General features: G+C 60.4%; 12 protein-coding genes. 2 read left to right on the top strand and 10 right to left on the bottom strand.

What is annotated here, in order from left to right; genetic code table 11:
- Positions 1–44: 44 nt before the first annotated feature.
- From ACP7A4_RS13450 to ACP7A4_RS13405, 10 genes are all read right to left on the bottom strand, one after another.
- Positions 45–641, bottom strand: coding sequence for a glutathione S-transferase (locus tag ACP7A4_RS13450; RefSeq protein WP_059763302.1), 597 nt, complete (start codon positions 639–641; stop codon positions 45–47).
- Entirely contained in the window at positions 638–4,279 is a 3,642-nt protein-coding gene (locus tag ACP7A4_RS13445; RefSeq protein ID WP_426247348.1) for an AAA family ATPase, read from the bottom strand. The genes ACP7A4_RS13450 and ACP7A4_RS13445 overlap by 4 nt, the downstream gene beginning before the upstream one ends.
- Positions 4,276–5,520, bottom strand: coding sequence for an exonuclease SbcCD subunit D C-terminal domain-containing protein (locus ACP7A4_RS13440; RefSeq protein ID WP_426247346.1), 1,245 nt, complete (start codon positions 5,518–5,520; stop codon positions 4,276–4,278). The genes ACP7A4_RS13445 and ACP7A4_RS13440 overlap by 4 nt, the downstream gene beginning before the upstream one ends.
- A gap of 51 nt (positions 5,521–5,571) precedes the next feature.
- On the bottom strand, positions 5,572–7,206 hold the full coding sequence (locus ACP7A4_RS13435; protein WP_059763299.1) for a BatD family protein: 1,635 nt from the start codon (positions 7,204–7,206) through the stop codon (positions 5,572–5,574).
- Complete coding sequence (locus ACP7A4_RS13430) at positions 7,203–8,930, bottom strand: tetratricopeptide repeat protein (protein ID WP_426247343.1); 1,728 nt, start codon at positions 8,928–8,930, stop codon at positions 7,203–7,205. The genes ACP7A4_RS13435 and ACP7A4_RS13430 overlap by 4 nt, the downstream gene beginning before the upstream one ends.
- Complete coding sequence (locus ACP7A4_RS13425; protein WP_426247341.1) at positions 8,927–10,003, bottom strand: vWA domain-containing protein; 1,077 nt, start codon at positions 10,001–10,003, stop codon at positions 8,927–8,929. Before ACP7A4_RS13425 ends, ACP7A4_RS13430 begins: the two co-directional genes overlap by 4 nt.
- On the bottom strand, positions 9,996–10,490 hold the full coding sequence (locus tag ACP7A4_RS13420; protein WP_059763296.1) for a DUF4381 domain-containing protein: 495 nt from the start codon (positions 10,488–10,490) through the stop codon (positions 9,996–9,998). Before ACP7A4_RS13420 ends, ACP7A4_RS13425 begins: the two co-directional genes overlap by 8 nt.
- Positions 10,487–11,431 (bottom strand): DUF58 domain-containing protein, encoded by a 945-nt coding sequence (locus ACP7A4_RS13415; protein ID WP_426247339.1) that lies wholly within the window; start codon positions 11,429–11,431, stop codon positions 10,487–10,489. Before ACP7A4_RS13415 ends, ACP7A4_RS13420 begins: the two co-directional genes overlap by 4 nt.
- Before the next feature lie 3 nt (positions 11,432–11,434).
- Positions 11,435–12,394, bottom strand: a complete 960-nt coding sequence (locus tag ACP7A4_RS13410; protein WP_048364979.1) for an AAA family ATPase — start codon at positions 12,392–12,394, stop codon at positions 11,435–11,437.
- A 174-nt stretch (positions 12,395–12,568) separates the two neighbouring features.
- Positions 12,569–13,441 (bottom strand): LysR family transcriptional regulator, encoded by an 873-nt coding sequence (locus ACP7A4_RS13405; RefSeq protein WP_426247336.1) that lies wholly within the window; start codon positions 13,439–13,441, stop codon positions 12,569–12,571.
- A 146-nt stretch (positions 13,442–13,587) separates the two neighbouring features.
- Between ACP7A4_RS13405 and ACP7A4_RS13400 the strand changes: the two genes are divergently transcribed.
- Both ACP7A4_RS13400 and ACP7A4_RS13395 read left to right on the top strand, forming a co-directional pair.
- Positions 13,588–14,349 (top strand): iron-containing redox enzyme family protein, encoded by a 762-nt coding sequence (locus tag ACP7A4_RS13400; RefSeq protein WP_059763293.1) that lies wholly within the window; start codon positions 13,588–13,590, stop codon positions 14,347–14,349.
- A complete protein-coding gene (locus tag ACP7A4_RS13395; protein WP_426247334.1) occupies positions 14,346–15,212 on the top strand; it encodes a DMT family transporter in 867 nt (288 codons plus the stop codon). Before ACP7A4_RS13400 ends, ACP7A4_RS13395 begins: the two co-directional genes overlap by 4 nt.
- The last annotated feature ends 26 nt before the right edge of the window (positions 15,213–15,238 follow it).

The raw sequence follows: 15,238 nt of genomic DNA, 5'->3' as shown, positions 1-15,238 counted from the left end.
AGCTCGCAGCCTGCGGCGGCTCCTGGAGCTGGAGGGGACGTGTTTCAGGTTTTAGCCATCACCCCGGTAAACAGCGCTGACGCCATAAAACGTTCCAGCCAGTGCTTAAGTTTTGGGTACGGTGCATGCGCAAACCACTCGCGGTCGACATGGGCGAACTGGCGTATGAACGGCGCCAGTGCCACATCGGCCAACGACAGGGTGGAACCTGCCAGGTAGTCGTCGTGCTCAAGCAGTGCCTCCAGGTGCTGCAAAAATGCAGCGCCTTGCGCCCGGTAATGTTCCATCGGGTGCTCGGGATAGCGGATGGCGTATTTGTAACGGTCGAGCCACACCTTGAACCGTGTGTCGTTGGCTTCGATCAGTTGGCTGACCAAGGGCTGCGCGGGTTGCAACCACTGGTCCGGGTCATGCTGGGCCAGCGCCCAATGCATGATGTCCAGGCTTTGCTCAATCACGCGCCCGTCGGCGCACACCAATACCGGCACGGTGCCTTTGGGCGAGAGGGCGAGCATCTGCGCAGGCTTGGCTTTTAAGCTCACTTCAACGATCGTCAACGGCACACCGCTGTAGCGCAAGGCCATGCGTGCGCGCATGGCGTAGGGGCAGCGCCGGAAGGAATACAGCAGGTTTTCGCTCATTTGACCTGCACCGTGCTTAACCCATTGCCTTGGCGCAGCACTTGGATCTGCACCGGAATACGTTCGTGCATTTCCTGAACGTGGGAAATAACCCCCACTTTGCGGCCTTGGGCCTGCAAGCCATCCAGCGCGTCCATCGCCAATTGCAGTGATTCGGGGTCAAGACTGCCAAACCCTTCGTCGATAAACAGCGATTCAATCTTCAGTGTGCTCGATGCCATCGAGGCTAACCCTAATGCCAGCGCCAAAGACACGAGGAAGGTCTCGCCCCCGGATAACGAATGCACGGAACGCAGTTCGTCGCCCATCTCTGTGTCCATGACCAGCAGGCCGAGCATGCTGCCCCCGCGTTTAAGGCGATAGCGGCGCACCAGTTGGCGCAGTTGTGCGTTGGCGTGATGCACCAACAGGTCGAGGTTGTAGGCTTGGGCAATTTTGCGGAACTTGTCGCCGGTGCTTGAACCAATCAGGTCGTTGAGGCGTGCCCAGCGCTGCCATTGCGCGTAGGCCTGTGCGGTACGTTGCGTGAGCGCCTGATTGGCGAGTTGACGACGTTCATCCTCTGCCTGTTGCGCGCGTAATTGCGCGCTCAGTTGTTCGCTGGCAGCCAGTTGCGTATTCAATTCGTTCAATGCGCCGTTCAGGGCGTCAGCGTCCAGGTTGCCATTGGCCTGGGCTTGATGCTGATTGAGACGCTGCTCGCGTTCTTGTATCAGTACGCGGGCTTGTTCCAGTGCTTTTTCGCTGTGTTGTATGGCTTGACGCAGCTCGCGAACCTGAGGGTCGTCATACGCCAGTAACTGCTCCAGGCGTGCGTCATCGACGTCGCTGTGTGCCGCGCGCCATTGGGTGACGTGCGCGCTCAACGTGGCGTGCTCGTGTTGCAGCGCGTGCAAGCGCTCGTGTTGCGCCTTGATTTGCGCCGCCAACTGGATGAGTTGGCGGTTTGTGTCATGCAGCGCCTCACTGGCGTGCGTGTGGCTGGCGCGAGCCTGCTCGACGGCCTGATCGAGCTGCTCTTGCCAGAGGTGGGCACTGGGGTGATCACCCAGCAGGTTTTGCAGGGTATGTGCGCTGGCGTGTTGCTGCGCCGTGACTTCAGCCACGTTGTGTTGCACAGCGTCCCGTTGTTTGAGGCGATTGGCCTGCTGGTCGGTTTCGCGTTCGATCTTCTGGCTGCGGTCCGTGTTTTCTGCCTGTTCTTCGCGCAGTTGCTCGCATTGGGCAAGGCGTTCGGCAATGTGTTGATCGAGGCGCATAAAGCAGGCGGCGCTGTCGTCGCGCAGAGCAGCAAACACCTGAGCAGGCAGCAGGCTGCTAAACGCTGTCAGTTCCTCGTCAAGGCGCTGGGCGTCCGCCTTGAGGTGTAATTGCTGTTCGGCCAATTGTTGCGCCGCCTGTTGGCTGGCTTCGCTATGGCGCTGGATCTCGTGTTGCAGTTGAGCGGCGTCTTTTTGCACGGTGAGCAGGGCGTTTTGGCGCTGCTCGTCTTGCGTGATGCGGTACTGCAACTGTTCAAGACGCTGGGTCAGCCAAGGTTCGCGCCTGGCTGGCAGTTGCGCCTGCCATTGCGGGTAGTGCGGGTGCTGTTCAAGGCTGGGCGCGAGGGCCTGCTGATCGTCTACCAGTTGTTGATGTTGCAGGCGCAATTCGCGCAATTGGGCATTCAAACCGCTGACGTTGTCGCGCAATTGATCAAGGGTTTTTTTGAGTGCCTCCACAGCCTCACGGGCTTTGGCTTCTTCCTCTTCATCGTGACGTGTCAGGCTCTGCAACAGCGCTTGGGGCGGGTGATAGGGGTGTTCGTGGCTGCCACACACCGGGCACGGCTGATCATCTTGCAACTGTTCGCGCAGCTCTTCGACGCTGGCAGTGCGGGCCAGGCGCTGGCGCTCAAGCAGTTGGCGGGTGATGTGCAGCGCCTGCTCGGCGCTCTCGTAGTGTTTTTTGGTCTCCGTGCCTTGTTCGATCCGTTGCTCGCGCTCGGTTTGCAAGGCTTGCAACTTGCTCTGAAGTGCCTGCAAACGGGTATCCAGCGCCTGCTGGCTGTGGCACAAGCGCTGTAAGTCTTCGACGTCGCGCTGTTGCTGGCGATTGTCTTTGAGCAGGCTGCCCAATGTGTGGATTTGTTCGTTGAGCGCCTGCGGCTCGGCCACGGCTTCCTGGAACAGAATCTCCAGGCTGTCACGCAGTTGCGTGATCTGTTGCGCGGCCTGCAAGGCGCGTTGCTCAAGGGCGGGCAGTTCCTGGCGCCCGGTGCTCAGGGTATTGCTTAAACGCACTAACTGTTGCAAACGGGGGCGATACGCATCCCACGCATTGGCCAGAGGCGCCAGCTCAGCGCTGTGCTCAAGCTGTTGCGCAATCAGGGCCAGCTGTTCGACGCTGTGCTGATGGCGCTCGAGCAGCGTATTCAAGGCCTGTTGGCCGGTTTCACAGGCTTGTTCGGCTTGTTGCGCAAGGGTGCGTTGTTTGTCCAGTTCTGCGTTGAGTCGCTGAAGGTTGGCCTGTTCCACATGCGCCTGTTTGAGTCGCGGCGCGCTGTCCTGTTGCTGGGTTTGCGCCTGGCTGGCCGCCAGGCGTGCGCTGTCTAGCGTCTGTTCAAGCTGCAACTGCTGTGCGTGAAGCGTCGCGTGCTGGTGTTCCTGCGCGGCCATCTGCTCAGCCATTGGGCTGAGTTGTGTGTCCAGCGCTGCCAACTGTGCGAACTGATGGCGTTGCGGCGCCAATTGCTCCAGCAGGTCAAGGGTCTGGCGCGGCTCGTCTTGGGCCGCCCATTGGGTTTGTGCCTGTTGCAGTTGCTCGGCGGCGCTCTGTTGCTGATCGCGCAGCTCGCGCAAGGTGGCAAGCCACGCGTGCTGCTGCTCCAGTTGCTTGAGCTGTTGTTGCCGGGCCTTGAGCTGTTGTTGCGAGTGATTGAACTGTTGATCCAGTTCGGCGCGCGCTTGCGGCGCCAGCGGGGTGATCCCGACCGCCTGATCCTCAAGCTGCTTGTGCACCTCTTTGGCCTCCTTGGCCTTGTCGAAAGCACGTTTGCCCAGGCGGGTGTAGAGCGCGGTATCAGTGAGTTTTTCCAGCAGTTCACTGCGTTCGTTGTCGTCCGCTTTGAGGAAGGCGCTGAACTCGCTCTGCGCCAGCATCACGGCGCGTGTGAACTGCTCGAAGTTCAAGCCCAGTCGTGCTTCGAGCTGAACTTTGTAATCACCCTTTTGGCTGGCCAGCAACTGGTCGCTGTCCAGGTCACGCAAGCTTTGACGACTGGCTTGCAGTTTGCCCGTGGCCTTTTCGCGGGCGCGGTTGGCCTCCCAGCGGGCGCGATAGCGACGCCCGTCGATGCCGATAAAATCGACTTCGGCATACCCTTCGCCCGTGCCCCGGCGCAGCAAGGTACGCGGGTCGCCGGTGGCGATCTCGCCATCGAGGTCGGGCACTTTGGCATCGCGGCCGGTGTTGTTCAGGCGCGGGACGGCACCAAACAAGGCCAGGCACAACGCGTCGAGCAAGGTGCTTTTACCGGCGCCCGTGGGGCCGGTGATGGCGAACAGACCTGCACTGGCCAAAGGTTCGGCGGTGAAGTCCAGCTCAAAGGGACCGGCCAGCGAGGCCAGGTTTTTCAGGCGGATGGCAAGGATTTTCATGGTTGTTCGCCCTCCAGCTGGACTTCTTGCAAGAGCACGGCAAAGTCCTTGAGCGTTTGTTCGCAGGCCTGGCTGGCGTAATGGTCTTGCCAGGCGCGGCTGAACAGCTCTTGTGGGGTCAGTTGGTCAAGCTCGATCAGACGCGTACTGTCGTCATCGTTGGCGCGGCTGCCGCTGCCTGCGTATTCGGCGCTGATGCGAACCAGACGCACGGCTTTGCCTTGCAGCGCGGTTTCGATTTGCTGGCGCAGGTCGGGCTGCGGTTCATCAAGCACCACGCGCACTTCAAGCCACGGCTGACGCTGTGTGTCGGCCAGCAGGTCAACTTCGGGCAATTGGCTTACATGGGTAAGAATCTCGGCCAGCGCTGCCGGACCGATGCGTTGCAGGTTAACGGCGCGCGGGATCAGCCGTGGTTCGACGCTGACCAGTGTTTCGCCGTCCAGTGTCACGTCAAGAATTTGATGCGCGTAGCTGATTTCCGAAAAGGACAGGGGGATGGGTGAGCCGCAGTAGCGAATGCGTTCTTCAGCGTTGACCCGTTGCGGCTTGTGCAAATGGCCAAGCGCCACGTAACTGATGCTCGGGCCGAACAGGCTGGCGGGCAAGGCTTCGGCATTGCCGATAATCAGGCTGCGCTCTGAATCTTCAGACACCGAACCCCCGGCCATGTGAGCGTGGCTAATGGCGATCAGCGCTTGACCAGGGACGCGTTTGGCGTTGGCCGCCTCGATCAGCCATTCATGGACTTGGCCAATGCCCCGCAGATAATCGTCGCCCAAGTGTGCGCCCGTGACTTCGGCGGGCCTCAAAAAGGGCAATGCCAGGCACCACGCGGCGATTTTGCCGCTCGCATCGGGCAAAGGAATCAGCAGGCGCTCAGCGTCGAGTTGACCCTCATCGAGCCAGAGCACCCGGCCAAGCGCGTGAGTGCGCAGGCGCCGCATCAAGGGCGCGGGCAACTCGATGCGCGAGCCGGAGTCGTGATTGCCGGCGATCATCACGATGGTCAGCTTGGGTTGTTGTTCGTGGGCGCTGACAATGAAGTCGTAGAGGCGCTCTTGCGCTTTGACCGGCGGGTTGACGGTGTCGAAGATGTCGCCGGCAATCAGCAGCACATCGGGCTGCTCGCTGGCCAGTTGGGCCAATAGCCAATTGATAAAGCAGGCGTGTTCGAAGTCGCGTTCCTGGCCGTGGAGGTTTTGCCCCAGGTGCCAGTCGGAAGTGTGAAACAGGCGCATAACAGAATCCGGTTAGAAAAGAGGGTCAGCGGTATTGACCACACCTTGAAATTATTTGGGGTAAAGCGGCGGCAGGCTGCTCGGCTCGCTGGCCAGGTCCTGTTCGCGCTCGGTCGCAGGGATGCTGCGAATCGCTTTCCACAGTTCTTCGCCTTGCCAGTGCTGGCCGGTTTCGCTGTAGAGCGCGCCATTGAGGCCGTCCAGCGCATCACTCAACAGCACAAAACGCGCGGCCATGTCGGCCAGTGTCTCGGGTTGTTGGCGTGCCCAGGCATCCAATGCCTGACGGGTTGCCTGCGGGTCATTGGCCAGGCACGCGCGTTTGAGGTCATCCAGTAACGTGCGCGGGCTTGGCCCGGTTTGCGCCGCGCGCAAAATGGCCGGTTGCCGGCGGGCACGCCACCAAAGCCCAAAGCCGATCAACGTGGTGCTGGCCAACACCAGGGTGCTGAGCTGCCATAGCCACAACGGTGAGTCATCGCTCAAGGTCTGCGGGGTGTTATGGCTGGGGGTATCGACGGCAAGCTCGGGGTTTGCCGCGACTTGCAAGGTGCGCGCCGGTAGATAACTGCGCTCTAGCCGGTCTTCGTGGGTGTTCCACCACACCACTTCGACGGCGGGCAACTCAACCTGGCCCACGCGGGTGGGCACCAGTGCTTCGCGCTCTTCGCGGCTGCCGATCAGGCCGTTTTCAGTGACTTGATTGCTCAGTTGTGGCAGGTCGGGGTAGCGCCGCAAGCCGTTGACGTCGGTGGTGGTCAGCGCAGGCAATTGTGCACTGGACAGACCTTCGGCTTTTAGCGTCAAGGTGCGCGTCAGCGAGTCACCGACCCTGCAATGGTCTGGCTCGGGGTTCCAGGTTTCGCTGACGCTGAGGCTGCGCGCCGGCAACCAAGCCGCATTGGTCGGGTAATCCTCTGGCTTGGGCTTGACGTTCAGCGGAATGTCGGAAGAGGTGACGTGCACCAGTTTTCCGGGCTTTGGCCCAAGCGGGGCGGGAGCGGTCGATTGCTGGCTGTCGACTTGCGTGGCGCTGAAGGTTTGGGCCGGGATGTTTAGCTCACCGCTGTGCTGCGGGTAGATACCGTATCGGGTTTCGATCACGCCATGGCGCACGCCATTGATGAGTTTTTCGTAGGTGCGCGACTCGCCCAGTTGCTCGACAAGGGCATCGCTCAGGTGCAGGGGCGTGAGGCTGCTGTCGTCATACAGCGCCACCGAATGATAAATGCGCAAGGTCAAAATGGCTTGCGCCTGGACGTACACGCTCGGCTGGTCGAGGCTGGACTCGATAAAAACCGGGGCCAGTTGCGCTTCACTGGTCTCACTTTGCGTGACATTCAGGCTGATGGGCTGGCTGCGGTAATCGCCCACTTGCAGCGGAGGAATGATCACCGTGCCGGTTTGCTTGGGCTGCAGGGTGATGATCCAGCGGGTATTGGCTTTGTTGGTGTCACTGAGGTTGGTCAGTTGATTGACTTGCCGCGTACCACGCACTTCAAACAGCGCGTTGAGGGGGGAGAGGTCGGGTTTGCCAAACAGCGTGGCGTCGGTGGATTCCAGTGTCAGCTCGACGGTTTCACCCGAATTGAGTTGGTCGCGATCAACACGGGCGACCAGCCCTGCGGCGTAGGCAGGCAGGGCCGAACAACACAGCAAAAGTAAAAAGGCGCAAAGGCGGTTCATTGGGGCGTGTCCTGATGTTGCTGCTGTTCGTACCAAAATTTGCGTCGCAACAGTTCACTGGGGTTGTCGGGGATCTGTTTAAGCCATTGCTCAAGCGCCTGACGGTGTTCTTCGTCGATTGACGGCGTCACAGGCGCGGCTGGCCCGGTGTCGGGTTCGGTGCCGGGCGGGCCAGACGTGGCCGGTGTGCCCTCAGGGGGGGTGGCTTCGTGCAGGTTGGCCTCACCGGCAGGCACGTCCTCTTGCTGGTTTTTCACCGCCGCCCCGGCGTTGGTCGCGGTGTTGCTGCTGACCGCGGTGTCGGATGCGGGTGGTTCGGCGCCGGGTTCGGGTTCTTTTTCGGGCGTGACGGGAGGCACGTCGTGTTTTTGTGCCAGCACCGACTCGATCAACGCCTTGTTTTGTGCGGCGGCTGACAAATCGGGTTGTAACTCCAGCGCTTGTTCGTAGGCATCGATGGCGGCTTCCAGCTCGCCACTCATGGCCAGTGCATTGCCACGATTGTAGTGGGCGCTGGCACTGTTGACTTCAGCAAAGCGCAAGGCAGCCGCAGCGTAGTCACCCGCCTGATACAACGCTAAACCTTGCCACATAGGGTCTTTGAAGTGTTCGACGGCTTGCAGGGGTTTTTTCTGCTCCAGCAGGCGCTGGCCCTGTTGGTCTGCGCGCAACCACAGATCGGTGAAACTGAAGGCATAGCCGGGCTGCGGCAGCATAAACAACAACGGCAGACAGAACAGCCAGCCGCGGCGACCGGCACAGGCAGCCAGCAGCAACAGGGGCAGGAGTAGCCAGTAACCTTGGTCGGCCCACGTATCCAGACGTTGGGTCTGGCCGTTGTCGCGCAGGTGCTGCGGGCCGTCCAGCAGGCCAAGCCCGCGCAGGTCGTTGTCATCCAGCCGAGCCTGGCGGTAGCGCCCGCCGACATCCATCGCAAACGCGCGTAGGCCGGGACTGTCGAGGCGCGGCAGGAGGATCGCGCCCTGATTGTCCTTGAGCAACTGCCCGTTTTCGTCGACCACTGGCGCGCCTTCGCGGCTGCCGACGCCGAGCATCAGTAGTTGCGCGGTGTGGCTGCCCAGTGCCTGGCGGATGCCTTCACGTTCCTGCTCGCTGAGGGATGAGCCAATCAGCAATAAGCGGCCCTGACCCAGCGCACCCTGATTGAGTAATTCAAGGGCTTTGACCACCGCGAGATCGGCGCGATGACCCGGTTGCGGCATGATCGAGGGTTTCAGGGCTTCGAGCAGATTGCGGCTGGTGGCCAGGTCGTCCGACAAGGGCACCAGCGTGTGGGCGCTACCGGCGTAGACAATGACCGCGGTTTGCGCGTCGTTACGGCTTTGCAGCAGGTCGTAGAGCTTGCGCCGCGCTTGCTCCAGACGATTGGGCGAGCTGTCGGTCGCCAGCATGTCGGGGGTCAGCTCGAGCATCACCACCAGCGGATCGGCGGGCTTTTGCGTGGATTGTTCCACCCGCTGCCAGCTGGGCCCGAGCAAGGCCAGCAGGGCCAGCAGCCAGGCCAGCCCGAGGGCGATCCAGGGCAGTTTGCTGTCGCGGCCATTGCCGCCACTCAGCAGCACGGGTTGGAACGCTGCGGGCAGAATCATCTGCCAGCGGCCTGCGCGTTTTTGACGGTGCCACAGCTTCCACAGCAGCCAGCCGAGCAGCGGCAGGGCCAGTAGCCATTCGGGGCGAAACCAGTGCGGCCAGAGCGCGCTCATCGACGCCTCCGCAAGCGCAGTCGCTTGAGACGTTCACGCCAGTCAGGAGGGGGTTGCAGAAAGTGCTCCTTGCTCAGCCAGCGTTGCATCAAGGTATTGGGCCACAGCTCGCGGATGACCAGCAGCGCGCTGAGCAGCAGGGCGCAAGCCAGTGGCCAGCTGTAGAGCGCCTGCGCCGGACGCGCTTGTGTGGGTTGTTGGGCGACGGGTTCAAGTTGGTCGAGGGTGTCTTTGATCGCCGCCAGTTCTTTGCCATCGCGGGCGCGAAAGTATTGGCCACCGGTCAAGGTGGCGATTTCTTGCAGTGCAGGCTCATCCAGGTCGACCCCCGGATTGATCCCGAACAGGCCCTGGGCGCTGTTTTCTTCAGGGTCGGCGCCGATGCCGATCGGGTAGATTTTGACCCCTTCTTCGGCTGCCAGTCGCGCGGCGGTGAGCGGGTCGATTTGCCCGCCATTGTTGGCGCCATCGGTTACCAGAATCAGCACGCGGCTTTGCGCCGGGCGCTGACGCAGGCGTTTTAAGGCCAAGCCAATCGCGTCGCCGATCGCTGTGTTTTTACCGGCAATGCCGATTCGCGCCTCGTCGAGCCATGTACGCACGGTGTGTCGATCGAACGTCAGAGGCGCTTGCAGATACGCCTGACTGCCAAACAGGATCAGACCTACGCGATCACCTTCACGGTTTTCCAGAAAGTCTCCGAGCAGGCTTTTCACCAGGTCTAGGCGTGTCACGTCTTCGTCGTTCCACTGCATGTCCGGGAAATCCATTGAGCCGGACACATCCACGGCGACCAATAAATCACGACCGCTGGCCGCAATGGGTAATGGCTCGCCCAACCATTGCGGGCGCGCAGCTGCGCTCAGCAGGAGTAACCACAACACGATAAACGGGGTTTGTTGACGCCAGGAAGGCAAGTTGGGGCGAGCTTTGCGTCGTGCCAGTTCTTCAAGATCACTGAGGAAGCTGACGTTGAGTGCAGCCTCGCCACTGTCGGCCGCCGGCAGCAAGACCCGCATCAGCCAAGGTAACGGGAGCAAGGCGAACAGCCACGGCCAGGCGAACTCAAACATGTTTGCGAATCCAGGTTTCAACGGCTTGATTGAGCCCGGCGATGGCTTTGTCGTCGAGTTTGCATTCGGGTTTGTAAGCGCCTTCTACCAGCACCATCCAGCGTGTCAGCCCGGCAGCGGGGCAGCGGTTGTCTAAAAACGCCAGCCATTTACGGCCGTTGAGCGTATGGCTTTGGCTGTAAGGGTAGTGATTGCGGCACAGACGTTTGAGCAGGCCGTTGAGCTGTTGCAGCCAGGCGCCTGCGGGTGCGCCATCGTATGGCTTGGGCAAGCGTGCCAGTTCCTCGAGGGCTGCCAGGCGCACCGGGTCCAGAGGCTGCTCGGCGCGGCTTGACTGGCGTTTGGCAGGCAAGTAGCGACGCAACCACCACAAGGCCCAGCCCAGCGCGGGCGCCACAATGAGCAGCAGCCACCAGCCGGGGGCGGGAGGCCAAAAGCCAATTGCAGGAGGCAGGATCAGAGGCTGTAGCTGTTCGAGTTCTTTCATAGGGTTTTGCCGGGGCGCTTGGCATTCAGGTATTCGCGCAGTTGCTCGATCATTTCGTTTTGCGTGCTCAGGGGCATGAGCATGACCCTAAGCTTTTGCGCGAGCAGTTCCCAGCGCGCAATTCGGGCTTCGGCCTGAGCACGGTACGCTTGACGTAAATCGTAGTTGAGGGTGTCCAGTTCAAGTAATGCACCGCGCTCGGCAAAGCGCAGCAGTCCGGCGGCGGGCAGGGCATGGTCCAGCGGGTCGGACAAGGGCAACAGCATCAGGTCGCAATGGCGAGCCAACAGGCTCAGTTGTTGTTCGGCTGCATCGGTGAGTGCCCGCTCGTCACAGATCACAATCACCAGACTGCCGGGGCGCAGCACTTCGCGGGCGCGGATCAACGCCATGCCCAGTGCATCGCGGTCTGATTGAACTTCGGTGTGCAATGACTGGTTGACCCGTACCAGACGGTTCAGCAGTTGCAGCAAACTCTGCTTGTTGCGCCGGGGTTTGATTTCATAGTGCTCGTGGTCGCCAAATACCAGCCCGCCCACCCGGTCGTTATGGCCCAATGCAGCCCAGCCGATCAGGCTGGCGGCTTGTGCGGCCAGCACTGATTTGAACATCAGGCCGGAGCCAAAAAATAATCGCCGGCTTTGTTCGGCCAGGATGAAGATCGGGCGTTCTCGCTCTTCATGGAACATTTTGGTGTGGGGTTCTTGGGTGCGGGCCGTCACGCGCCAGTCGATGGTGCGCACATCGTCCCCGGCCTGATACACCCGCACTTGATCGAAGTCGACGCCGCGACCGCGCAGTTTTGAGTGGTGCAACCCCACCAGCGGGCTGCGCTGGCTGGGGGAGGCAAACAGTTGCACTTCGCGCACCCGGTGACGCATCTCGATCAATTCGGCGAGGGTGACGCGAATGCCGGGTTCGGCGGGCAGGGGGTTGTTCATCGGTCAGGCAACGGCAACGACGTCGAGGATGCGCTGTACCACGCGGTCTTGGTCAATACCGGCCGCCTCGGCTTCAAACGACAGGATGATGCGGTGGCGCAGTACGTCGAACAGTACGGCCTGGATGTCTTCGGGGCTGACGAAGTCACGCCCGGCCAGCCAGGCGTGGGCCCGCGCGCAGCGATCCAGCGCAATGGAGCCGCGCGGGCTGGCGCCGTAAGCGATCCAGTCGGCCATTTCAGGGTCAAATTTACCGGGGGTGCGAGTGGCCATGATCAACTGCACCAGGTATTCCTCCACGGCATCCGCCATGTACAGGCCGAGGATTTCCTTGCGTGCAGCAAAAATGGCTTGCTGACTGACCCGGCGCTCGGGTTTGGTTTCGCCGTTCAGGGCTTCGCCCCGCGCCTGCTGCAAGATGCGCCGCTCGACAGCGGCGTCCGGGAAGCCGATTTTGACGTGCATCAGGAACCGGTCGAGCTGCGCTTCTGGCAGGGGGTAGGTGCCTTCCTGCTCAATCGGGTTTTGCGTGGCCATCACCAAAAACAACGGTGACAGCTCGTAGGTGCTGCGCCCGACGCTGACCTGACGTTCAGCCATGGCCTCCAGCAGGGCCGACTGCACCTTGGCCGGGGCACGGTTGATTTCGTCCGCCAGCACCAGGTTGTGGAAGATGGGGCCTTGCTGAAATACGAAGCTGCCGGTTTCGGGACGATAGATCTCGGTGCCGGTGATGTCGGCAGGCAACAGGTCAGGGGTGAACTGGATGCGATGGAACTGTGCTTCGATGCCTTCTGCCAGCTCTTTGATGGCCTTGGTTTTGGCCAGGCCGGGCGCGCCTTCGACCAGCATGTGGCCGTCAGCCAGCAAGGCGATCAGCAGCCGGTCGATCAGTTTTTCCTGACCGAGAATCTGCGTGGAAAGAAAGGTTCGCAGCGCAAGCAGCGCTTCACGATGTTCCATCGATGACTGTTCCTGAAAAGGACACCGACGGCGTAAACGTTACGCCGGGGCTGGGGGCGTTACTTTAATCCATTGCAGGGCTTTGGGACTAATGGGAGTGGGGCTTTTTATGGAAAAAGCCCAAAACAAGCGGGTTGTTGAGAATGCTGCTTATTTGGAACGGTCCGCTGGTCGTTATTGGTTCTGCGCGAAGTGCTCGGCCAGCAGTGCGGCGAAAGCGTCTCGTGCCGTGTGGCAGCCGGTTTCGTTATGCCAGACCAATACGTTTTGCACCGCGGGCAGCTCAGTGAAGCGGTAGGTACTGAGCGCAGCCCATGCGCCAAATCGCTCAAGGATGCCCTCGGGGACGATTGCCAGCCCGGCGCCTGCGCCCACACACCCGATAATGCTGCCCCAGTTGGCGTAGTCAACGCGGTTGATGTGCAAGCCGTTATCGTTGAGCCAGTGCTCCAGCGTTGCGCGATAGGGGCAGCCTGGCGGCCACATGAACACCGTTTGCTGGCTGATAGCCTGCAAGTCAGGCAAAGGGGGGTGGTTGGGGCCGGTTATCAGTACCAGCGGTTCGTGGTACAGCGCACAGGTGTGGAGTTTTGGATGTTGAACGTCGATGGCCACAATCGCGGCATCAAGGCGGTGATGCTGAATGTCATCGAGCAGTTGCGGCCATTGCCCGGTGATCAGTTCCAGCGTGACGTCGGCGTATCGTTGATGGTATTGGGCCAGTAACGGGGGCAGTCGGCCTGTCGCGCAAGATTCAATGGCGCCAATGCGTAGCTTGCCGTTGGGAATGGCATCGGGCTTGACCGCACGTTTGGCTTGATCAACCAGCGACAAAATACGTTCGCAATAGCCAAGGAACAATTCGCCGGCGGGGCTGATGCGTAAACCGCGTCCGGCACGGGTAAACAGCGCCGTGCCCAGTTCACTTTCCAACTGTTTGATGCGCGTGGTGATGTTGGACGGAACGCAGTGCAGTTGCTGGGCGGCCAGCGCAATACTGCCGCACTCTGCCACGGCCTTGATCATCCTGAGTTGGTTTAATTCCAAGGTTCACTCCTAAAGAATTCAGAACTCGCTATCTATCACTTGTGGGTTAACGCATGCCTGACAGAATTTGAGTTCTGCACACACTGGCGCTGACGACACTGTGCGTTGGCGCGTTAAAAGATAACGGCTGTGTAAGCGAGGTCAATATGAACATCACAACAACAAAAGTCGAGGCGTTGGCGCACACCGTGTTTACCCATGGCGCACTGAATAATGCGTTTTATCAACGCTGGCTCAATGAACGCATGGGCTTTGATGAGGTTGAAATATTTGCCCGTAACTACTGGGCCAGAACTCGGCGCACCGCCACGATGGTGGCGCTGTCACTGTTGCGCGCCAACACCTTGCCCGCGCGGGTCGAGATTGTTAAAAACCTCTACTCGGAACTGGGCGGGGGTGACGTGCACAAGGTGCACAGCGTGCTGTTACGCAGTTACTTGCTGGACGTGTTGAGCCGTTTGGCCGGGCGCCCTTATTCATTGGCCGAACTTGAAGCCGTGCCGGTATTGCCCTCCACACAGTTATTTATTGAAGAGCAGGAGGCGTTATATGCGCCGCACGGGTTGGGGCGTCCCGACAGTTATGTATTGGGGGCCTTGTTGGCGCAAGAGTGGTTGGCGTATTCCATGTTGACGCGCTTGTACGAGGGCGCACGTAATTATCAGCACTTGTATACACACAATGATGAGTTTCATGAGCAGTGCGAATACTTTCATGTTCATATTGGCGAGGCTGAAAAAGAGCACAAAGTACAAGCCGTTAAAGCCGCCGCCCTTGAGTGTTGTACTGAGCAAGACCTGGAAGGTCTGAAGGTGGGTTTTAATCGTTTTCTGTCGATCACCGAAAATTATTGGAATGGCATGGCACTTGCCATGTCGGCCTCATCGATGACGGCGGCCCGCGCTTGAAGTGTTCGCCGTCGATCAGGCTTGCCGCCGCCGCAGGGGCAGTGGTGCTGTGCTGGGCCTATTCACCGATAGGCATCCATATCGGTTTGCAAAGTTACAGCCCCGGGCATCTGGCTTTGCTGAGGTTTCTGGTCGCTTCGTTGTTCATGGGCGTTGTAGCGTTGTTTATAGGCATCGGGCTGCCTCGGCGGGTGGACATTCCCTGGCTATTGCTGCTGGGGTTGTTCGCTATTGTTTTTCATCATGTGGCGTTAAACATGGGGCAGCGCTGGGTCAGCCCCGGAGCCTCCAGTGTGCTGGCGCAGTCAACGCCCATTTTCAGCACGCTGATTGCCGCGCTCTGGCTCAAAGAGTCTGTCAGCGTGTGGCGTTGGTGTTGGGTGGGCGTGGGGCTTGTGGGCGCTCTGGTGGTCATTTGGGGGGATAAGGGGCTGGGTAGCTTTAAGCCTCAAGGGTTGCTGATCTTGCTTGCGGCGCTGTCGTGGAGTGTGTATTTCACCCTGCAAAAACACTACTCCAGCCGCTACAGTCCCTTGACTATCGTGTGCTACACCATTTGGGCCGGGACCTTGCTGCTGGGTGTGTATGGGCCGGGGCTTGGCCAGGCAGTGATTAATACACCGTTACGCGTCAATGCAGCCGTGCTGGTGCTGGGGGTATTTCCCAGTGCGCTGGCTTATCTGTTTTGGGCCTATGTGCTGGCGCATACCGACGTCAGCCGCGCGGTGGGCGTGATGTACCTCGTACCGCCGGTCGCCATGCTGATGGCGGCCTTGATGCTGGGCAGCACAGTCACGGCCGGGGTTCTGCTGGGCGCCGCGATTGTATTGACCAGCGTGTTTGCAATGCGCAAAGAGCGCTGACGGCGCCTGTTCATCACGCTGAACGA

Source organism: Pseudomonas sp. TWR3-1-1 (assembly GCF_049896545.1).
GTDB classification, from domain to species: Bacteria; Pseudomonadota; Gammaproteobacteria; order Pseudomonadales; family Pseudomonadaceae; genus Aquipseudomonas; species Aquipseudomonas weihenstephanensis.
This window is presented reverse-complemented; position numbering and strand designations above follow the sequence as displayed.